Annotated in this window: 24 protein-coding genes; 3 read left to right on the forward strand and 21 right to left on the reverse strand. The window is 37.1% G+C overall.

Translation table 11 applies throughout. The features are described from left to right. Positions 1–19: 19 nt before the first annotated feature. The 11 genes from FC46_RS02825 to rsmG form a co-directional block, all read right to left on the reverse strand. Positions 20–1174: a sensor histidine kinase gene (locus FC46_RS02825; RefSeq protein WP_057797633.1), complete on the reverse strand. Its 1155-nt coding sequence runs from the start codon at positions 1172–1174 to the stop codon at positions 20–22. Between the two features lie 3 nt (positions 1175–1177). Further along, complete coding sequence (croR, locus tag FC46_RS02830; RefSeq protein WP_057797634.1) at positions 1178–1870, reverse strand: response regulator transcription factor CroR; 693 nt, start codon at positions 1868–1870, stop codon at positions 1178–1180. 164 nt (positions 1871–2034) lie between these two features. Then, on the reverse strand, positions 2035–3891 hold the full coding sequence (locus FC46_RS02835) for an ABC transporter ATP-binding protein (RefSeq protein ID WP_057797638.1): 1857 nt from the start codon (positions 3889–3891) through the stop codon (positions 2035–2037). A gap of 13 nt (positions 3892–3904) precedes the next feature. Then, complete coding sequence (locus FC46_RS02840) at positions 3905–5629, reverse strand: ABC transporter ATP-binding protein (RefSeq protein ID WP_057797640.1); 1725 nt, start codon at positions 5627–5629, stop codon at positions 3905–3907. A 133-nt stretch (positions 5630–5762) separates the two neighbouring features. Then, complete coding sequence (locus FC46_RS02845) at positions 5763–6542, reverse strand: DUF1129 family protein (protein WP_057797642.1); 780 nt, start codon at positions 6540–6542, stop codon at positions 5763–5765. Positions 6543–6550: 8 nt separating this feature from the next. After that, a complete protein-coding gene (gene ychF, locus FC46_RS02850; RefSeq protein ID WP_057797644.1) occupies positions 6551–7651 on the reverse strand; it encodes a redox-regulated ATPase YchF in 1101 nt (366 codons plus the stop codon). Positions 7652–7715: 64 nt separating this feature from the next. Then, positions 7716–7976: a DUF951 domain-containing protein gene (locus FC46_RS02855; RefSeq protein ID WP_057797646.1), complete on the reverse strand. Its 261-nt coding sequence runs from the start codon at positions 7974–7976 to the stop codon at positions 7716–7718. After that, the gene (locus FC46_RS02860) at positions 7969–8853 is read right to left on the reverse strand and encodes a ParB/RepB/Spo0J family partition protein (RefSeq protein WP_057797648.1); all 885 of its coding nucleotides are present in this window, start codon (positions 8851–8853) and stop codon (positions 7969–7971) included. The genes FC46_RS02855 and FC46_RS02860 overlap by 8 nt, the downstream gene beginning before the upstream one ends. Next, positions 8831–9610 (reverse strand): ParA family protein, encoded by a 780-nt coding sequence (locus tag FC46_RS02865; RefSeq protein ID WP_057797705.1) that lies wholly within the window; start codon positions 9608–9610, stop codon positions 8831–8833. Before FC46_RS02865 ends, FC46_RS02860 begins: the two co-directional genes overlap by 23 nt. Positions 9611–9625: 15 nt before the next feature. After that, complete coding sequence (gene noc / locus FC46_RS02870) at positions 9626–10468, reverse strand: nucleoid occlusion protein (RefSeq protein ID WP_057797650.1); 843 nt, start codon at positions 10466–10468, stop codon at positions 9626–9628. Between the two features lie 12 nt (positions 10469–10480). Continuing rightward, complete coding sequence (gene rsmG, locus FC46_RS02875) at positions 10481–11203, reverse strand: 16S rRNA (guanine(527)-N(7))-methyltransferase RsmG (RefSeq protein WP_057797652.1); 723 nt, start codon at positions 11201–11203, stop codon at positions 10481–10483. Between the two features lie 170 nt (positions 11204–11373). Between rsmG and FC46_RS02880 the strand changes: the two genes are divergently transcribed. After that, positions 11374–11910: a CvpA family protein gene (locus FC46_RS02880; RefSeq protein WP_057797654.1), complete on the forward strand. Its 537-nt coding sequence runs from the start codon at positions 11374–11376 to the stop codon at positions 11908–11910. Positions 11911–11961: 51 nt separating this feature from the next. Here FC46_RS02880 and FC46_RS02885 read toward each other — a convergent pair whose 3' ends face one another. The 6 genes from FC46_RS02885 to FC46_RS02910 form a co-directional block, all read right to left on the reverse strand. Beyond that, positions 11962–12888 (reverse strand): FAD:protein FMN transferase, encoded by a 927-nt coding sequence (locus FC46_RS02885; RefSeq protein WP_057797707.1) that lies wholly within the window; start codon positions 12886–12888, stop codon positions 11962–11964. Between the two features lie 20 nt (positions 12889–12908). Further along, positions 12909–13748 carry a tyrosine-protein phosphatase gene (locus FC46_RS02890; protein WP_057797655.1) on the reverse strand — a complete coding sequence of 280 codons (840 nt, stop codon included), beginning with the start codon at positions 13746–13748 and terminating at the stop codon, positions 12909–12911. A gap of 49 nt (positions 13749–13797) precedes the next feature. Next, the gene (locus FC46_RS02895; protein WP_057797657.1) at positions 13798–14346 is read right to left on the reverse strand and encodes an NADPH-dependent FMN reductase; all 549 of its coding nucleotides are present in this window, start codon (positions 14344–14346) and stop codon (positions 13798–13800) included. Positions 14347–14358: 12 nt separating this feature from the next. Next, positions 14359–14898 carry an NADPH-dependent FMN reductase gene (locus FC46_RS02900; protein WP_057797659.1) on the reverse strand — a complete coding sequence of 180 codons (540 nt, stop codon included), beginning with the start codon at positions 14896–14898 and terminating at the stop codon, positions 14359–14361. A gap of 180 nt (positions 14899–15078) precedes the next feature. Then, positions 15079–15705: a TetR/AcrR family transcriptional regulator gene (locus FC46_RS02905; protein WP_057797661.1), complete on the reverse strand. Its 627-nt coding sequence runs from the start codon at positions 15703–15705 to the stop codon at positions 15079–15081. 127 nt (positions 15706–15832) lie between these two features. Continuing rightward, complete coding sequence (locus tag FC46_RS02910) at positions 15833–16063, reverse strand: hypothetical protein (protein ID WP_057797662.1); 231 nt, start codon at positions 16061–16063, stop codon at positions 15833–15835. Between the two features lie 77 nt (positions 16064–16140). Between FC46_RS02910 and FC46_RS02915 the strand changes: the two genes are divergently transcribed. Together FC46_RS02915 and FC46_RS02920 are read left to right on the forward strand one after the other, a co-directional pair. Then, positions 16141–17553, forward strand: a complete 1413-nt coding sequence (locus tag FC46_RS02915; protein ID WP_057797664.1) for a C69 family dipeptidase — start codon at positions 16141–16143, stop codon at positions 17551–17553. A 12-nt stretch (positions 17554–17565) separates the two neighbouring features. Further along, entirely contained in the window at positions 17566–17925 is a 360-nt protein-coding gene (locus FC46_RS02920) for a DUF488 domain-containing protein (RefSeq protein WP_057797667.1), read from the forward strand. Positions 17926–17968: 43 nt separating this feature from the next. Here the strand turns inward: FC46_RS02920 and FC46_RS02925 are convergent, their stop codons facing one another. The 4 genes from FC46_RS02925 to FC46_RS02940 form a co-directional block, all read right to left on the reverse strand. Beyond that, on the reverse strand, positions 17969–18643 hold the full coding sequence (locus FC46_RS02925; protein ID WP_057797669.1) for an ABC transporter ATP-binding protein: 675 nt from the start codon (positions 18641–18643) through the stop codon (positions 17969–17971). 10 nt (positions 18644–18653) lie between these two features. After that, a complete protein-coding gene (locus FC46_RS02930) occupies positions 18654–19709 on the reverse strand; it encodes an ABC transporter permease (protein WP_057797671.1) in 1056 nt (351 codons plus the stop codon). Then, a complete protein-coding gene (locus tag FC46_RS02935) occupies positions 19709–20239 on the reverse strand; it encodes a TetR/AcrR family transcriptional regulator (protein WP_057797673.1) in 531 nt (176 codons plus the stop codon). Before FC46_RS02935 ends, FC46_RS02930 begins: the two co-directional genes overlap by 1 nt. Before the next feature lie 118 nt (positions 20240–20357). Beyond that, positions 20358–20960 carry a histidine phosphatase family protein gene (locus FC46_RS02940; RefSeq protein WP_057797675.1) on the reverse strand — a complete coding sequence of 201 codons (603 nt, stop codon included), beginning with the start codon at positions 20958–20960 and terminating at the stop codon, positions 20358–20360. Between the last annotated feature and the right edge of the window lie 10 nt (positions 20961–20970).

Raw genomic sequence — 20970 nt, forward strand, 5'->3', positions numbered from 1 at the left:
ATATAAAATTATAGCACAGCTACTGCTTGCTTTTTGCTTTCTCTGGATCGAGTGGCAGACGAATGATAAAACTTGTCCAATTATCATCAGATTTGCATTCAATCGTACCTTTGTGTAAATCAACAACGCCTTTAATAATCGACAAACCTAATCCTGTTCCTCCAGTTTTGGTATTGCGGGAAGTTTCAACACGGTAAAAACGCTCAAAAATTTTATTTAATGCATCTTCAGGAATTCGCGCACCATTATTTTCAACCCGTAATTCAACTTCTTGCTTATTAATCAAGTTAGCTACCAATTTAATCTTAGTTGCACCCGTTCCATATTTAAACGCATTATTAATTAAATTGTTATACACTCTTACCAACTTTTCAGCATCGGCTTTAATTGTCAAATTTTTCGGTCTAGCAGCAATCTCAAAGCTAATTCCTTTTTTCTCAGCTTCTAGTTCAAATCCTGCTTCAACTTGTTCAAGCATTGAATAAATATGTAATGGTGCCAAATTAAGTTTCGTACTATTTGACTTTAAAGTCGTATATTCTAGCAAATCATTGGCTAGTGACTTCATTTGTTCAGCTTTAGTATACGCAATGTCGATATATTTTTTCTGGTCTTCAGGCGCAACATTACCCGTCTTAAGTAGCCCCAAATAGCCGATAATTGACGTTAATGGCGTTCTAATATCATGAGAAACATTGGTGATTAACTCATCCTTAGACTTTTCAATAGCACGTTCTTCATTAATTGAATTAACTGTACTATCAACCAAAGAATTAATAGAATCAATCACGCGCTGTAAATCAGTTCTAACTGCAAATGAAATGCGGTGATCAAAATGGCCATCTGCAATATAATGCAATTCAGAAATTACATGTCGTAGCTGCATTTGGTGATAACGTCTAATTAAGCGCCAATAAAGAACGAGTAAGTCACCAATACCCATAAGAATAATAAAAATTCGCTGCCAGGACCACACGTGGTAATTGCCAGCGAAAGTCATTGTTCTTTTCAAAAAATAAATTCCATTAACTAAAGTTTCGTCTTGCAAAATAGCAAGGTGAATCAGGATAATAATCGACAAATTAAGAAGCAGTAATAAAACTATGGTGACAACAGCTTCTGCAAATAGCTCGCTTTTTTCAGCACCAGTTAGTTTAACGCGTTCTTTTTTCATCCATTATGCCTCAACTTTATATCCTACTCCCCAAACTGTTTGAATAACATCTTCACCGCCAGTAGCTGTTTGAATCTTGTCACGAAGGTGAGAAACGTGAACCATAACAGTTTTAGCTGAAACAATTGATTCTTGTTGCCAAACACGCTCAAAGATTTCATCAGCTGAAAAGACACGGTTAGGATGGCTTGCTAAAAGATAAAGGATTCCAAATTCAAGTGCAGTCAACTGAATAGTTTTACCATCAATTGTCTTAACTTCATGTGAATCACGATTAATAACTAACGGACCAACTTCTAAGACATCTGGTTCATCATCCTTAACTTGCTTTTGACTTCTTCTGAGTAAGCTTCTAACTCTGGCCATCACTTCAAGTGGATTAAATGGTTTTGATACATAGTCATCCGCACCAGTGATTAAGCCTTGAATCTTATCCATGTCACCAGTCTTAGCAGAAACAATGATAATTGGAATATCTGAATCTTTTCTAACTTCCTTGATTACGTCGATCCCCGACATATTTGGCATCATGACATCTAAGATCATCAATGCAATATCAGGAGTAGTGGTTAATTTAGTAATTGCTTCTTTACCGCTATAAGCAGTGACTGGCTCATAGCCTTCGTTTTTTAAATAAATGCTCAATAATTCTACGATTTCTTTGTCATCATCAACAACTAAGATTTTTGTGGGCATATTGATGTCTCCCTTATATAAATTCTTTTAAATTTAAGTACTTTATCTTCACAATATATATTTTACCAATTATTCGCAAGCCTCCAGCAGTTAAGCCCCTATTTTTTTAAAAAAATAAGACAATCGCACAAAAAAACAGATATCTTGCGATATCTGCTGCAATATTATTGAATTTCTTTTTTACCAGTATAAAGTTCGTAGTAGTAACCTTTTTGCTTAAGAAGTGATTCATGATTACCACTTTCGATAATATTACCGTGATCAAGAACCAAAATAAGGTCTGAATTAACAATTGTGGATAATCTGTGGGCAATAACAAAACTTGTTCTACCTGCTAATAAGTTATCCATCCCCGCTTGAACCATCTTTTCAGTGCGAGTATCAATACTTGAAGTTGCTTCATCCAAAATCATTACTGGTTCATCTGCAATCATGGCACGCGCAATGCTGAGCAACTGCATTTGACCTTGTGAAAGATCACCGCCATCACCATCGATCACCGTTTCATAACCATGATCAAGTTCATGAATGAACTCATCAGCGTGGGATAATTTAGCTGCTTGGTAGACATCGTCGTCACTAGCATCAGGATTTCCGAAGCGGATGTTTTCCATAATGGTGCCAGAGAACAAGTGCGTTTCTTGTAAGACGATGGACAAGCTCTGTCTTAAATCGTCCTTCTTAATATTCTTGATTGAAATTCCATCATAAGTAATCGTTCCAGAGTCAATTTCATAGAAGCGATTCAACATGTTAGAAATCGTGGTCTTACCTGCACCAGTTTCACCAACTAAGGCAACTTTCATACCAGGTTTGGCATTAATTGAAATGTCGTGCAAAATTTGTTTACCAGGAACATAAGAGAAGTTAACATGATCAAAAATTATGTGTCCGCGAACAGGAACCTTCTTAATCTGACCATTTTCAGAAACATTCCAGTTCCAAGCACCCTTAACATTTTCACTCTTAGAAATTGTAACTGTACCTTTGTCTTCTTCAACTGGTTGGTCTTCCAATTGGAAAATTCGATTAGCACCAGCTAAAGCCATTACGATTGAATTTAATTGTTGTGAAATCTGCGCAATTGGCATACTAAACATTCTTGACAACTGCAAGAAGGAAGCAATCGCACCTAAAGTAATCGGTGCCCAACCGTTAATAGCTGCAGCCCCTCCAATGAAAGCAATCAAAACATATAGCAAATTACCAATATTACCCATAATCGGGAATAATACCGTAGCATAGATGTTCGCACGACCAGAAGCAATACGTAATTCTTCGTTGTAAGTATCAAAGTCTTTTTTAACCTCAGGTTCATGTGAGAAAACCTTGATAACTTTCAAACCATTAAGCATTTCTTCGTTGTAACCGTTGATTTGCCCCAGTTTCTTCTGTTGGATGGAGAAGTAGCGACCACTTCGTTTGGTCAAGAAGCGAACAATTCCAATTGACAAAGCAAAGACTATAAGTGAGAAGATTGTCAATTGCCAGCTTAAAATAAACATCGCGCTGATAACAAAAATCAACGTCAAAATTGAGTTAGTAAACTGCGGAATTGACTGTGAAATCATCTGCATCAAGGTATCAATATCGTTAGTATAACGAGACATGATATCGCCATAATCATTTTGGTCAAAATAAGAAATCGGTAACTTTTCCATGTGAGTAAACATTTCGTTACGAACACGGAACTGAACTTTTTGACCTAAAACCCCCATTAACATGTTAAAGAGGTAGTTAGAAACAAAACCAATTGCATAAATACCAAACATAACGATAATCGCTTGAAGAAGTGGACCATAATTTGGTGCTTGGCCTTTTTGCACTTGCTTAAGCAAAGGTTCAATGTAATTATTGATCAATTGCTCAATAAACATTGTCCCAATAACGTTGGACAAAGCGGCAAGGATGATCGTGATTGTTGAGATAATGAACATCCATGGACTAGTTGTCAGGATTAATTTGAGCAAGCGATTCAGAGTCTTCAATTGATTACCTGATTTTTGTTTTGCTGTATTCAAAATCACTCACCCCTTACTTTCTGTTTTCTTCTTGGAACTTAGCGATTGAACTGTATAACTCATTAGTCTTAATCAATTCATCGTGAGTACCAATATCTTGAATTTTACCGTGGTTCATTACGATAATTCTATCAGCATCTTTAATTGAAACAATTCTTTGCGAAATAATAATCTTAGTGGTATTAGGCATATCCTTAACCAAAGATTCGCGAATTTCACGTTCAGTCTGGGTATCAACAGCTGAAGTAGAATCATCCAGAATTAAGATCTTAGGCTTTTTAAGAAGTGCTCTAGCGATTGTCAAACGTTGCTTTTGACCACCAGAAACATTGTTACCACCTTGTTCAACCATGGTGTCATAACCATCTGGCATTTCGCGAACGAAGCCATCAGCGTGGGCAATTTTAGCAGCTCTGACAATTTCTTCATCAGTTGCATTTTCATTCCCCCACTTCAAGTTTTCTTTAATCGTACCTGAGAACAGCACATTCTTTTGCAAAACCATAGCAACATTGTCACGTAACGCCTTTAAATCATATGACTTAACGTTATGCCCGGCAACGCGAACTGCACCAGAAGTAACATCATATAAACGCGGAATCATTGAAACTAAAGTTGACTTAGATGAACCAGTTTCACCAATAATTCCGATTGTTTCACCAGGTTTAATGTGTAAGTTAATATCATCCAAAGCTAAAGTCTTATCGCCCGGTTCATACTTGAAGTTAACGTGGTCAAATAAAATTTCACCATTAGTAACTTCCTCAAGTGGCTTTCTTGGGTTTTCAATTGCAGGTTTCTCGTTAATTACGTTAGCAATTCTGCGACCACTGGCACTAGCCATGATCATTTGGGTTGCAATCATTGCTAAAATATTCAAACTGAACAAAACAGAGTTTGAATATGAGAACATTGAAATCAATTGACCTGTTTGCAAAGTCCCACCAACGATTTCACGTGCACCAAACCAACAAATTGCAAGAGTTGAAATGTTCAAAACAGCTGCTACAACCAATGCGTTCAAAGACATAATCTTTTGCGCAGTCGCAAAAAGTTTATAAATAAAACCTGATGATTTTTCAAACTTCTTGATCTGATCGTCTTCTTGCACGTAGGTTTTAACTTCACGAATACCACGGACATTTTCACGCACAACTTGATTCATCCGATCATATCCTTCAAAGATCTTAGGGAAGTAAGGATAAGCTGCTCGAATGATCAAGAACAATAAGACTGCGAAAATTGGTGCAATTACCAAAAAGATTAATGATAAGCTTGGGCTGATAATTACTGACATAATAATTGATACAATAAGCATCATTGGTGCTCTAACAGCAATTCTGATCATCATCTGATAGGCCATTTGAACATTGTTAACGTCAGTAGTCAAACGAGTTACCAAACTTGAACTTGAAAACTTATCAATGTTTTCAAAAGCATAATCTTGAATATGGTAGAACATATTCTTACGCAAGTTAGCCGCAAAGCCCGCTGCAGCATGTGCTGAAACGTAACTGGCACTTGCACCCAAGCACAATGACACGGCAGTCAAACCAAGTAGGATTAAGCCATAGCGTCTGATAAAGTCCATATTACCCTTCATGATACCGCGGTCAATTAAGATACCAACCATGTAGGGAATTAACATTTCAATAATTACTTCAAAAGTAACAAAAATTGGTGATAAAATTGACAAATTCTTATATCGACCAATTGATTTGCTCAAAGTTTTTATCAAAACGATTTCCTCCTTTTCCTGCGATTACTTAGATTTCACAAATTAAAAAGATAAATGAGCTAATTCACTCATTTATCTTTTTCTTTTTTTACTAAAAAGTCATTTTACACTTTTTTAATAATTATTTCACCTATTATTTTCTGCTAACAGGTTGTGGTCCAAACGCTGATCCGGTAATACCGTACTTCTTTCTGAACCAGTAGCGGATACCATAGGCAGCTGCCGCAATTACTAAGTAAGCAATACCTGGCAAGACTGGGTTGATAATGCGAAGTACTGGCAATGACAAAATCATCATCCAGACAAAGAGTCCAACAACTAAAATAAGAGTTGTTAAAATCACGCGGCCCCAAGAAATTTTTCTTTGGCCTTTAGGTATAATCCATTCGTTGTACTTAGCCATAAATACTCCAAGTAAAACACCAACAGTGGTAATGGTTAAGACACCATTTTGCCCCTCTGTATTCTGAGTATTGAACATCCCTAAAACACCATAAAGTGCCATAAAAATTGCTAACCAAAGCAAACCGTTATCTACAGCACGTTGCCAGAATGGGAAGTCCATAATTGTCTTAGGTTCAACGTGGGGATGGATAATTTCATTAGCCTTAACTTGAGGAGAAGCCATGTACAAGCCGTTAGCTGGTTGACCATGCTTTTGTGCAATCACAATTTCTGGCAACAATTCATTGATCTTTGCTTCAGATTCGGCATAACTCATGTTGCCTTGCTTTTCCAATTCTTTTTGTAAACGGAAAACGTAATCTGAGTTCTTGTTGCTAAGCATTTCTCTCAATTCTTCTGGAGAAGCAGCCTTAATCTTGTCGTCTTGCTTTTCACGTTCTGTTTTTTGCTTAAGCTTTTCTTGTTTTTCAGTATCGATTTTTGCGTTCTTGTTTTCTTCTTCGGCCATTTTTTCTCCTAAACGTTAAATCTGAATTCGATAATATCGCCGTCTTGAACTTCGTAATCCTTACCTTCAAGACGTAATCTACCAGCTTCTTTAACCTTTTGCATAGTTTCAAGCTTATTTAAATCATCAAATGAAACAACTTCGGCACGGATAAAGCCACGTTCAAAGTCTGAGTGAATAACACCCGCAACTTGTGGAGCCTTCATGCCCTTGTGGAAAGTCCAAGCACGAGTTTCTGGACCACCAGCAGTAAAGAATGTACGAAGACCTAAAATATGGTAAGCTGCGCGAATCAAACGATCCAAACCTGATTCTTCAACACCTTCCATTTCAAGGAATTCCTTCTTTTCGTCGTCATCCATACCGGCGATTTCTTCTTCAGTAGCTGCAGAAATACCCAAAGCTTCTGCGCCTTCTGCTTCGGCATGTTTCTTAACAATTTGGAAGTACTTGTCGCTATCTGGATCAGACATTGAATCTTCTGCAATATTTGCGACATAGATAACTGGCTTAGAAGTCAAAAGGAACAAGCCCTTAACAATCTTTTGTTCATCTTTATTAAAGTCAATTGAACGAGCAGCGTTACCTTCTTCAAGAACTGGTTGTAACTTTTCAAGAACAGCCATTTCTGCCTTAGCTTCCTTGTCACCTTGTTGAGCAATCTTCTTAACCTTGTTAATGCGGCGGTTAACGGCGTCAAGGTCAGCGACGGCAAGTTCTAAGTTAATAGTGTTGATGTCTTCTTCAGGATCAACCTTACCAGTAACTGAAGTGATGTTATCATCGTCAAAAGCACGTACAACGTGAACAATTGCGTCAGTTTGACGAATGTTTTCAAGGAACTTGTTACCAAGTCCTTCACCCTTTGAAGCACCCTTAACAAGTCCGGCAATATCAGTAAATTCAAAAGTGGTGTGAACGATCTTCTTAGCAGGAATCAATTCTTGAATTCTTGCCAAACGCTTGTCAGGAACTTCAACCATTCCAACATTAGGTTCAATAGTAGCGAATGGATAGTTAGCCATTTCCGCTCCAGCTTTAGTGATTGCGTTAAACAAAGTTGACTTACCAACGTTAGGCAAACCAACGATACCAGCAGTTAATGCCATTTTCTTCCTCTTTTTCTAAAAAATACTTACTCTAATACTTTATTACAATTATTAACTTTATTGTTTACAAATTTGGCCGTGCAATGCTTTCTTTAGGCACATAGTGCTCTTTTTTCTCATTGACAGGATCATTGGCTTTGGTTAGAACCTTCTTCACCTTACGGTTAAAGTCAGCTCTTGACATCATTACCATTCTACCGCAGCCTAGGCACTTCAACTTAATGTCAGCGCCAAGTCTTAAGACTTCCCAGTCATTTGTTTGACAAGCATGTGGTTTTTTCATTTGAACAGTATCGGCCAAACCATACGAATCATTACTAATCATCGAGATTAACACCTAAAATATCTAAAATACGATTTAATTCATCAGTTGAGGCAAAGTCGATTGATAAATGGCCCTTGCCTTTTTTACTTTCAGAAATATTAACGCTTGAACCAAACTTGCTTGCGAGTTGACTTTCACTAGCACGAATAAAGGCCGACTTCTTCGAAGCCTTCTTACGCGGCTTCTTAGAATTAATGCTTGCAACTAAGGCTTCAACCTTTCTTACAGGCATTCCTTCTCTAGCAACACGCTTAGCAACTTCATCGATCTTGTCCTTATCTTTAAGACCAAGCAGAGTTCTGGCTTGACCCATTGATAATTCACCGTGTTGAAGCAGGCGCTTAGTTTTACTTGGCAAAGTTAGAAGACGCAAGTAGTTAGCAATATATGGACGAGACTTGCCCATTCTCTTAGAAACTTCTTCTTGAGTTAAGCCCAGATTCTTTTGGAGCATTTCATAAGCTTGAGCTTCTTCAAGTGGCGTTAAGTCTTCACGTTGCAAATTTTCAAGAACAGCCACTTCCATCATTTGACTTTCGTCAAAATTTCTAATGATGGCAGGAATAGTATCTTTCTTAGCTAGTTTAGAAGCACGATAGCGGCGTTCACCAGCAATAATTTCATAACCATTTACGGATTTTCTAACAATGATTGGTTGAAAAACACCGTTTTCCTTAATAGAATCAGATAATTCCTTTAAACTCTTATCATCAAAAGTTTTTCTTGGTTGATAAGGATTAGGTCTGATTTCATCTATAGACAAGTCCTTGATTTCTTCTGCTTCATCGATTTGAGGCTCATCTTCAAATAATGCCTCAATCCCACGACCTAAGCCGCCTTTTTTCCTTAGTTCTTTATTTCTTGAGTCTCTTGCCATGTGCCTTAAGCACCTCCTTTGCTAAATCATCATATACTTTAGCACCGCGAGATTTTGGTGCATATTCAGTAATTGGTTGGCCGTAACTTGGTGCTTCTGCCAGTTTAGTAATTCTTGGAATAATTGTTTTATAAACCTTCTTGTTGAAGTAAGATTGCACTTCTTTAACTACTTCAGCACCTAGATTGGTTCTAGCATCCAGCATTGTTAAAAGCACCCCTTCAACACCTAAGTCCTTGTTGAAGTGCTTTTGAACCAAACGAATGGTATTAAGAAGTTGGCTTAACCCTTCCATAGCGTAATATTCACTTTGAACTGGAATCAAAATTGAATCTGAAGCTGTAAAGGCATTGATCGAAAGCTGACCTAAAGATGGCGGGCAATCAATAAAGATAAAATCATAATCTTCACCAACTGAGTCAAGCGCCGCCTTCAAGCGAGTTTCTCTAGCAATCATACTAATCAATTCAGTTTCAGCACCAGATAAATTAATGGTGGCTGGTGCAATATCAAGCTTCTTAGTTGAAGTGTGGTGAATTGTATCCTTGATAGGAACTTCATCAATCAAAACATTGTAAATGTCCTGGTCAATCTCTGATTTTTCAATTCCTAAACCAGAGGTGGCGTTACCTTGTGGATCGATATCAACAATTAAAACGCGGTAACCACGGTCGGCAATTGAGGCTGCTAAGTTAATAGTAGTGGTGGTTTTACCAACTCCACCTTTTTGATTAGCAACCGAAATTACATTTACCATATTTTCCATCCTCTCCTACTTCCTCTTTAACTCAATAGTGATACGGTAATCATCAGGATCTTTGTTTTCTTGAACTTTGACCTTAATACCAGAATCCTTAGCTAACTTAATTGCTTGCTTGATAGTGTTGATTTGCACTCTCATATCTTTTGGAATACGCTTTGGTGATCGTTTTACCGGCTTACCTAATTCTTCATCTGTATTTTTTTGTTCGAAGTAACCTTCAACATCTTTGACAATTTCTTCGGTATCTTTGACATTTAGTTTATTATTAACGATTTCATCAGCTACTCTACCTTGATCACGTTCACTTAATGGCAAAAGAGCACGGCCGTGGCGAGCAGTTATCTCACCACTTGCTAAATAGCTTTGCACCTTAGGTGTCAACTTAAGAAGGCGTAATTTGTTAGCAACATAAGATTGGGATTTACCCATTTCTTTAGCTAATTCAACTTGTGTTAACTTATTCAACTTCATCAAATTCGAATAAGCCTGTGCTTCATCAATTGGATTCAAGTTTTCTCTTTGCAAGTTTTCAATCAAAGCAAGAGAAGCTGCTTGATCATCGTCCATATTTTTAACGATTGATGGGATTTTTTCCCAGCCTAAGCTTTGAGCAGCACGGTAGCGACGTTCTCCAGCAATGATTTCGTATTCGCCGTCTCCTTTTTCACGAATAACGATTGGTTGAAGCAGACCTTCTTTTTCTAAGGTTGAAGCGAGTTCATTAATTGCATCTTCGGAGAATCTCCGTCTTGGTTGAAAACGATTGGGCGTGATTTTTGCTAATTCGATATCTTGAATTTGTTTGTTTTTTGGAATTTCATCGTGATGTTTATTAAATGAAAAAAGTGCCATGGTACCCCTCCATTAATGTATTGGTTTGCGTCGTGGTGTTCCAGCCTGACGTGGATATTTTTTAGGCGTAGTCTTTACCTTTTGCACTAAAATTAAAGTTCTTTCTTCATCGCTGTTTGGCAATACCAATTCAATTGTTTTGATTTCTTTGCCTCCCAAAACTTCCAGCGCTTTTTGACTATCATCAAGTTCACTTTCAGCTTTTGGTCCTTTTAAGGCCATAAAGTAGCCATCTTTTTTAACTAAAGGTAAGCAATATTCGCTCAAAACCGTCATATTGGCAACAGCTCGTGCAGTAACTAAATCGAATTTTTCACGGTAAAGTTTATTCTGACCAACATCTTCTGCGCGCCCATGAACAAGTTCTACGTCACTTAGACCTAACTTATCTATTAATTCTTTTAAGAAAGTTAAACGCTTAGCTAAAGAATCAACGATTGTTATCTTTAAATCTGGATACATAATCTTGATTGGTAATGATGGAAAACCTGCTCCGGCACCAACATCACAAAGGCTTTTACCCTTATCAAAGACAGAATTAAAGACAAATAACGGTGTAATGCTATCAAAGAAATGCTTGAGATAGACATCATTTTTTTCGGTAATTCTTGTTAAGTTTACATGTTCATTAGCCGCAACTAATTCTTTAAAATAAGTTTCAAATTGCTTTTTTTGCTTGTCACTTACTTGTAAGTTATGTTTTTCTAATTCTTGGATAAATTGATCTGGATTCATTTTTCACCCGTGAAACCCTGTTCCACACTCTATAAATTTAACGCCAAAATGGGTTATTAGTAAAGTTATTCATCCTTACAATTATGAAGTATTTTAGTGTAATCGTCAAAGTCTAACAGCACTAAAATGGGTTATAATTATAAACAATTAATAATGGAGGTTTTTAATTAATGATTGTAACGTTAATTGTGCTGGCTTATTTAGCCTGGCAAGCTTATCAAGGTTATAAAACCGGCTTTACCCGCTATGTCGTCAACTTGATTTTTTCAGCAATTGTCTTTATGATTGCCATCTTTTTCCAAAATCCGTTGGGTAATTGGCTCTATGCTCAGTTTACTGGACGACAAATTAATACCAACTTAACAACTGACGTTTCTCTAATGATCGCTCGTTTTCTAGCCTTCTTCATCATTCTCTTTATCGGAAGAATGATTATCAAAATAGTTAAGGGGTGGATGCCAACTAGAAATCCACACTCAACAAGTTTAGGTAGCTTACTTGATAGCGTCTTGGGTGCCATCGCTTCATTTGTTGCTGGTTATTTCTTCATGTATGTTATCTTGTCCATGTTTAATGCTATTCAAAATCCATGGTTTACTCAGCAAACAATTGATTCAAGTTTCTTACGCTTCATCATTTACAACACACCGGGACTTTCAAACGGAATCTTTAACAGTATCTTTAGTATTTCAAGAACTGCTGCTTAGCAAAAAGACAGTTGATCCTCATTTTTGAGAAAAATCAACTGTCTTTTTTCATTAAAAATTATCATATTCAACGTGCTCATCGTTATAAACAAATACCGCTCCTAAGCATCCCGGACGTTTATGCCAGTCTTCAAGCGGATGGCCAGCAAAAAATAATCGCTTGCATTCAAGCTCTGCATCTACAGAATATTTGGTAAAAGTAGTTACACCAGCAAGATCAGTCTGAACTGGATAGCCTGTTCTTGGATCAATCAAATGATGATATTTTTTGCCATCTACTACCAGATAACGTTCGTAAGTGCCGCTTGTAACCGCAGAACATTCAGGTACCATTACAGTCGTGATATTATCACCGCGTGTTTCTTTAGGATCTTGCACACCAATAGTCCACTGTCCATTTTCACGCTTAGGTGAATCACCAACTAACAAGATATTTCCACCTAAGTTGATAATTCCGCCAGCGCCATAAGCTTCCCACAAATCCTTGATTCGATCAGCAATCCAACCTTTAGCAATGCCGCCTAAATCAAGTTCCATCCCTTTTTTAGTTAAATAAACTGTCTGATCATGATCATTAAGCTCAACATTTTCAGGATCAATTAGCTTCATCTTTTCTTGAATCTGTTCATCGGTTGGTACATGTGCGCCTTTAAAGCCAATATGCCAGAGTTTGACCACCGGACCAATTAAAGCGTTAAACCCGTAATTTTTACGACTTTCTTCAACAGCTAATTTAACTAGTGAATATACCCCACGCGAAACTTGCACTTTATGTATTCCTGCTGCGTGATTAATATTCATAACCTCTGACACCTCTCGGTTAACCGTTAAGACATCTTCATAACGATCAATCAAGTCAAAAGATTTTTCCATCAAATGGTCATAATCTATTGTGCGACCAAAAATTTGTAAAGTGATTGAGGTACCCAATGCATGATGTTGTCCCACAATTTGTTTTTTAGCTAAATCTTCAACGATTTTTTCTTTCATCTTTTGCCTTATCTTTCTTCTAAATAAAGATCCCGCAAAGTATCGCGTAATTTTGAATCAACATGAAGCTCTTTTTCAAGATACGTATCCAGTCCACCGTATTTCTCTTCAATTGTAATTAAAGAGGTGTCAAGAAAGGCATCAGAAACTGATCCAAGTATACGCATGTTAGCTCTAAACTTTATATTTTTGCCCATTTCCGCAAATTTTTGATCACGAATAGCGCGGTAATTATTAAGCATATAATTTGAATATAGATAGTCTTGACGAATCGTCTCAAGATCGACACCTAAAATATATAGCAAAACAACTGTAACCAATCCTGTTCTGTCTTTTCCTTCAGAGCAATGGTACAAAATTGCTCCATCCTTGGTATTGGCAAGTAACTCTAAAATAGAGTGGATTGCGTGTTTAGCATGCGGTTTAGTCACATGACTGCGATAACGCTCGCACATCATCTCAAAACCGGCATATTGGTCCTCGTTATACAGCTGCATAAACTTCGCGATATCTTTTTTACCGCCTTGAGTATTATCCTCATCAGAAATAGAAATATCAAAGTGTTCGACACCACTAAGCTCATCATCCGGGCATTTTTTACATTCTAATGGGGAGCGTAAATCAATAATTTTACACAAACCATATTGACGCAAAAATTCCTGATCCTGCTCTGAAATCTTACTGATTTTTCCAGCTCGAATTAAACGATGTGACTTAATTTTGCGACCTTCAAAGCCGACATATCCCCCTAGATCGCGAGGATTACGAACTGTTTCTAATGGTAATACATTTGGTTTCACAAGGCCACCATCCTTTCTTATCCCGAAAAAGCAAAAAGCCTGGGACATAGTCTCAGACTTAATTTTACAACTCTACCAAAAAAATGTCTGGTAAAAATTATTTATTAGCTTGTTCAATGAACTTAATGAAATTATCCATCATTACGTCTAATTGACTGGCTGCTTGTTCATTAATCAAATCACCAGTTGATTTATCAAAACTGTTAGCTGCACCAGCAATTAAAACTTCATTCCCTGGAAGAACGTTTGCACTCATATCAGGTGAAAGTAAGATTTCACGAGCTTCTTCTTGAGCACGACTTGCACCTTGAATACCGTATGATGTACCAACAACTGCTGCTGGCTTCATCTTCATTACATCAGGACCAGCGTGTGAACCAAGCCATTCCAAAGCACTCTTAAGTGAAGAAGGAATTGAGTGATCATATTCTGGCGTACAAAGAATTACACCGTCTGCATTCTTAATATCTTCGATCCATTCCTTAGTGACTTGATCAGGTTCTTCGCTTCTAGAAAAAGGCTTAATTTGATCAATTTCCTTCACTTCGATATCTGCCTTGTCGCCATAACGCTTTGCAATTGATCTTGCTAAAAAGCGGTTATATGAAAAAGGAGCATTTGTACCAACAACTGCTAATAATTTCATCTTCTCTTCCCCCTACTTGGTAATTTGTGCATACCATTCATCTACTTCATCGAAGAAGTGGCCTAAGAATTTAATTGTACCTTCATCAACTAGATCGCCAGCACCATCAAATTGCTTAGGTGCATTACCCATCATAAATTCATCACCGTTAAAGAGCTTTACGCCAAATCCTGGTGAAATCAAAATGGTCTTCAAGCGAAGTTGTGAACGAGATGCACCTTGAGGCATTGGAGAAGTTGAAACAATAACTACTGGCTTACCATTAAATGGGTGAATTGAACTTGATAGCCATTCCAAAGCACTCTTTAAACTACTTGTTACTGAGTGTTGTTGTTCAGGTGAGCCGATTAAAACAAGATCGGCATCTTCAATTTTTTTACCTAAGGCCAAAATGCTTTCAGGAGCGTCAACACCTTCTTTGTATAATGGTAATCCCTTAACTGATGTTACTTCAAAATCATATCTGTCCTTAAAATGTGCAGCGATAAACTTTAGCAATGCTAAATTAAAAGAACTGTCTGCGTTTGATCCAGATAAAGCTAGAATTTTCATAAAAACCACCTTTCAAATTCTTCTTTTATACTTACTATTATATATTACTTATGCCAAAAATGCGTTTTCATTCTTTAATTAACAACTAGAATTTTGGGCACAAAAAAACGCCCTCCCCATCGGACGTTTTTTGCATCACTTCCATTGCGATCAGAACAGTTATTACGTTAGTTGATTTGGTTAAGCCAAATTTTCCTTCAATGAAGCATCTTGGTCTGCAGCAAACATTGGATTTTCTTGGCTGGTAATGTTGAGACGATCGTTAAGCATTGCGTCATGAATTTGTGCATTCAAAACGTTAATGATTTGATCTTGGTTAAATGTAGCAATCTTATTAACTACTAATGCTGCCATTCCAGTTGTTGAAATCCAGTTTGCAATTACAATATCCTTAATCTTTTCGTCATCATAGTCAACTTCTGGATATTGTTCCTTAAATTTAGTAGTACCTAATGTCATCAAGGTATTAGCAATAATTTGACTACCAAACTTACCATCAACAAACATAGCACGGAATAGCTTAACGTGCTTTTGTGAGAAGTTGATGTATGATAAATCTAAGTCAATTAGTGGATCACCAGTATATTTTTCTTGTAAAAACTTTTCCTTCAAATTATCTGAAATTCTTTCCAAAACAAGTGAACGAATTTCGTCCATGTTACTGAATTCCAAATACAAAGGCTGAGTTGAAAAGTGACCGGTCTTTGCGATATTACGGGCTGTTAAACAATCAAGTCCGTTAGTAACTGCCATTTTATAGGCGATATCTAAAATTTTCTCTTTGCTGATTTCTTTTTTTCTTGCCATTTTAAACACCCTCATCTAATTTGAATTTTAGCATAACGACTGTTCTTTAATATTCAATATTATGATACGACTATTAAATAACAATTGCAAGGCTTATGCAAGGTTTACAAGCAAGAACTTCTGTTATTTAAGGTCTCTTAAACAATGATGAGCCGTCACTCGAAGTGAACTGCCCGTAATTTGTATTAACCATTTCAATAACTTCTTGTTTATCTAAACCTTGAGATGCGCAAAAAGAGAAGAAAGCAGCAGATAAAATATAACCGCGTTCGCGATCATCAGTTAAATTTTCAGTAAATTCCATGTTGATAGAATGGTTTTCATAATTAGTAGTGATTTTTATTGATTTATTTTCCATTTTTAACCTCTTTTAAATAAAATAATATTGTTTTAAGATACACTTATTATAACACCTAGTAGAAAGCGAGAATATCTATGAATACAAAAATTGGACGCTCATCTTGTACTTCCATTTTAATTGGAAAGAAAGCCTCTTTGACTGGCAGTGTAATTATTGGTCGCAACGAAGATGCGAAGACTGCTTGGCCAAAACACTTAGCTTTTAATAAACATGAAGCTGATTTAAAAAACAATCATTTCAAATCAAAAGATAACAAATTTGAAATGGATCTACCTTCAGAAAAATTTGCTTATTCCTCTACTCCTGAATGGACTGATAAATATGGCGTCTTTGAAGAAGATGGAATCAATGAATATCACGTGGCAATGAGTGCGACTGAAAGTGCCTATGCAAACAGCCGTGTTTTAGCAGTAGATCCTTTCGATACTGAAAAAGGAATCCTTGAAGAAGCCATGATTACAGTGGTTTTACCTTATGTTAAGAGTGCTCAAGAAGGCGTTAAGCGTTTAGGCGAAATCGTAGAAAAGCACGGCGCTGCTGAAGCAGATGGAATTTTATTTGCTGATCGAGATGAAGCTTGGTACATGGAGATTGGCTCAGGGCACCACTGGGTCGCTCAGCGCATCCCTGACGACTCTTACGCTGTTGTCGCTAACCAACTTGCGATTCAAGAAATCGATTTTGAAAGCCAAGATTTCTTATTTGATCCCAATTTAAAGGACTTTGTCTATGAAAATCATCTTTGGCCAGAAGACAAAGCATTTAATTTCAGAGAAATATTCGGCACTCACGATGATAGCGATCTTCATTACAACACCCCACGTGTTTGGATTGGACAAAAATTATTGACTCCATCAGCTAAACAAGAACCGCAATCTTTCAATTTGCCATTTATTAGAAAGCCAGATAAGCCAGTTTCAATTCAAGATGCACAAAGAGTTTTGAGTGATCACTACCAGAACACACCTTATGATTTAACTAATAAGAAAAATAAGGATAACGCTACCTTCCGCCCTATCTCTGTTGCAACTACACAAGAATCGCATTTACTTGAATTAAGAGGCGAAGATATGGTCCACTGGCTAGCTATGGGTGTAGCTGCACAAAGCGTTTACGTGCCGTTTTTCCCGCAAGGCAGCAAGGTACCTACGATGTATAAGTACGGTAAAGAAACTTACAACTCAAACTCTGCTTACTGGGTCTTTAAGCTCGCTAGCAACCTAGTTGACCGCGACTGGGGTAAGTACGGTGCAAGTTTAACTACCGCTCAAACCGAAGCAAGAGACAAGGTAATGCACATTCGCTATGAATATGATCAAAAGTTAGCTAAAGAGCAAAATGACAATAAGAAGCTTGCTCTAGTTGACGAAGCAAATGATAAAATGGCTAAAGCAGCAATCGATATTTTTAGAGATTTAACTGCTAAATTAATCACTGAACAAACTGGTGATTCACCTCTTCGCTTCAAGATGGATCCAAATTTGTAAAAGAAGGCAAAAATGAGTGAGATCAAGTTAGTTAGAATTTATGAGCATGTTCAGCCTCAAGGCTACCGAATTCTAGTTGATCGTTTATGGCCGCGCGGAATAAGCAAAGTTAAGGCAGCGCTGGATGAATGGGATAAGCAAATTGGTCCAAGTAACGAGCTACGCAAATGGTTCAACCATGATGACGAAAAATATCCCGAATTTAAGGAAAAATACTTAAATGAGTTAAAGAAAAATCCTGAAACTCAAGTTTTCATAAATACAGTTAGAGAAAAACTAGCTAAAGGCAATGTTCTCTTTTTATACGGCGCTAAAGACACTGAGCATAACCAGGCAGTAGTATTGAAAGAATTCGTTGAAAAATCTCTCTAAAACAAAAAGGATGATCAGTTTTCAAAATTGATCATCCTTTTCTTTACTTCTTCTGTGTCATTCGACCATCCATCATCTCATAAATATGATCTGCATATTTTTCAAGACGAGGATCATGTGTTACTAACAAAATCGCCTTATTACGTTCTTTTGCCAATTTCTTAAATAGCTTACCAACTTCTTCAACGTTTTCCGTATCTAGAGATGCCGTTGGCTCATCCGCTAGCAATACGTCTGGATTAGCATACAAAGCTCGCGCAATCGCAGCTCTCTGCTGCTGACCGCCAGATAATTCATCTGGGTACTTCTTAACTAGATTCGTAATGCCTAAGTCTTTAAGCAACTTTTCAAGGTCAGCTTTTGATAAATTATTTTGTTTCTTAACCTTATCTACCAAAACAAATTGCTCTTGAACTGATAAAAATGGTACCAGGTTGTAAGCCTGCAAAATAAAGCCAATCTTGTTCAATCGCAAAGAATCACGCTGTTTTGAAGAAAAGTCACTGATATCTTTACCATCAACTAAAACTTGACCAGAAGTTGGCTTTTGAAGAGAACCTGCAATTGTTAAAAAAGTACTCTTACCGGCACCAGACGGTCCCATGATCAAAACCACTTCACCTTTAGAAGCTTGAAAGTTAATCCCCTTTAAAGCTTCAACTTCTGCGTCACCTTTACCATAAACTTTTTTTACATTTTTCAATTCAATAACTGCCATAATCTCACCCTTAAATTGCTTGTGCTGGATCAACCTTCAAAATTGATCTAATTGGAATCAAACTGCCAATTACGCCCATTAAAAGCATACCAAGTGAACCAGCAACTGCGATCCACCAAGTAAATGACATTGGCACTGAAGCTGGTAAAATTGCAATTGTCGCTGCCATCCCAATTAAGGCAATCACAACACCAGAGAATACCAGAATAAGTGATTGGCTCATCGTAGCTCCTACCAAAGTTTTAGTAGGAATTCCTTGGGCACGCATTACAGCGAAGTTGTGCATCTTTTGCATTGTTAAAATGTACAAGAAAACTGCAACAACGATCAAAGAAATAACAAACAAGAAAGCAATCATCATTTCGAAAGTCACGTTTTGAGCACTATAGCCTGGCAACTTATTAATTACTGTTTGAACGTTATAGGTCTTAGCGTTTCTGTGATTAAACTTATATTTAGCATTTTGCGAAACGATAAATGACGCTCTAACATTTGGCATGACAGCACGCAATTTCTTCCAAGTTGCAATGTTTCCGTAAACAATTGGAGCAATATTAATCTTAGCGTTTTTGACAAAGCCAACAATCCGATACTTTTTCTTAGAGTTGTTTAAGCTCAATTTATCGCCTAACTTATAACCACTATCTTTAAAGCCTTGATCAACAGTAACTTCATCAGACTTAGTAGCTTTACGACCCGCAATTAATTCTTGGTCTTTATAAATGAACTGGTTTTTATTAACTCCTAAAAATTGCCCAGACACTGTTTCTCTGCCTTTTGATTTTGCAACAATCGGTGTTAAGCCAACTAAAGCTTCTTTTTTGCCTAATTTTTCATTTTTCAGGTCGTTTTTAGTTAACATAGATTGACTCAAGCTAATATTAGAATTCTTGTTCAACACAATCTTTTGTGCATCCCATGACTTAATCGCCTGTGTATTTTCACTAGCGAGCCCAACTGCCAAAGCCGATAATACAAAAATCAAATAACTAATTAAGAAAATCATTAAGATGATTAAACCATAGCGGGCTTTTTCTCTCTTTATTTCCTTAAATGCCAAAAACATTACTTATCTGCACCTCTTTTGATTAGTTCCAAACTCTCTTTAAATCTCTTTAAATTCTGTTCTTTGTTGTCTGGATCCGCAAAAGCAGAATTGATTACTTCATGGCTAAGAACCATGGCACACCAAATTTCAGGCTTCATATGAGGTAATTGCTCAGAATTAGTCTTCATTGAATCAGGAAGTGCCGCTTCATTTTGCAACATATGCAACTTCATCATCGGTTCATACTTGCTGTGTTGCGTTTTACTTATAAACTTCACAACCCTGTCATAGAAAAAGTCTGGATCTAATTCATTCATCGGTGTCATATTCATATGAATTTCTTTAATTGCTTGGCGATAGACATACAAATATGCATCAGTTAAATCATCGAAATACTTGTAAAAAGCACCTCGAGCAATATTGGCTTCTTTTACGATTCGTGCCACCTGCGCATCGGTTAGAGCATAGTTGCTAAATTCGTGAAAAACTGCATCAGTAACACGCTGCCTTTTTTCCTCAGGCAGGTTCAAAAAAGTTTGTTTTACCATATCTCTTTTCTCCCTAAACTGACATCTCGTCACATTTCTGTTTAATATCCTAGTTCCAAGGTGACACTTTGTCAATAAAAAGCAACAAAAAAAGTTGATAAAACTTCATCAACTTTTTTTAAAAGGCTAAAATACGGTTGTAATAAAGCATTCGGTTAATTCCTTGACGAATACTAAACTTAGCAAGACCGCAGTTATTCATAGTTTCGAACTTGTCCATTTCACCATCAGTCATCAAGTGGGCTGCCATCATTCTAATTAAAGTACCATGAGCAACTACTAAGACTTTACCATCAGGATATTTTTCAAGCATTTCGTCGATGAATTCACCACAGCGCTTATCCAAATCTTCTCGACTCTCACCATTAGGAGCATATTTAATATAGTTCTTCCCGACTTTCCCCCAAGGATCGATTGCATCGGGATGTTCCTTCTTCACTTGACTTAGAAGTTTACCATCCCATTCACCATAATCAAATTCAAGCAGACGATCATCTTCTTGCAATTCTTTTTGACCTTTAGTAAAAATTTCGGCAGTTTCGACTGCTCGATTAAGCGGACTAACGTAGACAGCATCAAATTCGCTTGGATCAAAATTTTGGGCTGCTCTTTCGGCGTATTTACGGCCTGCTTCATTTAAACTCGCATTAATTGACGCTCCTTGAATTCGGCTAGACTTATTCACATCAGTTTCACCATGACGGATAAAAACAATTTCCATTGCATACACC

The sequence above is a fragment of the Lactobacillus kalixensis DSM 16043 genome, from assembly GCF_001434335.1.
Taxonomy (GTDB): Bacteria; Bacillota; Bacilli; order Lactobacillales; family Lactobacillaceae; genus Lactobacillus; species Lactobacillus kalixensis.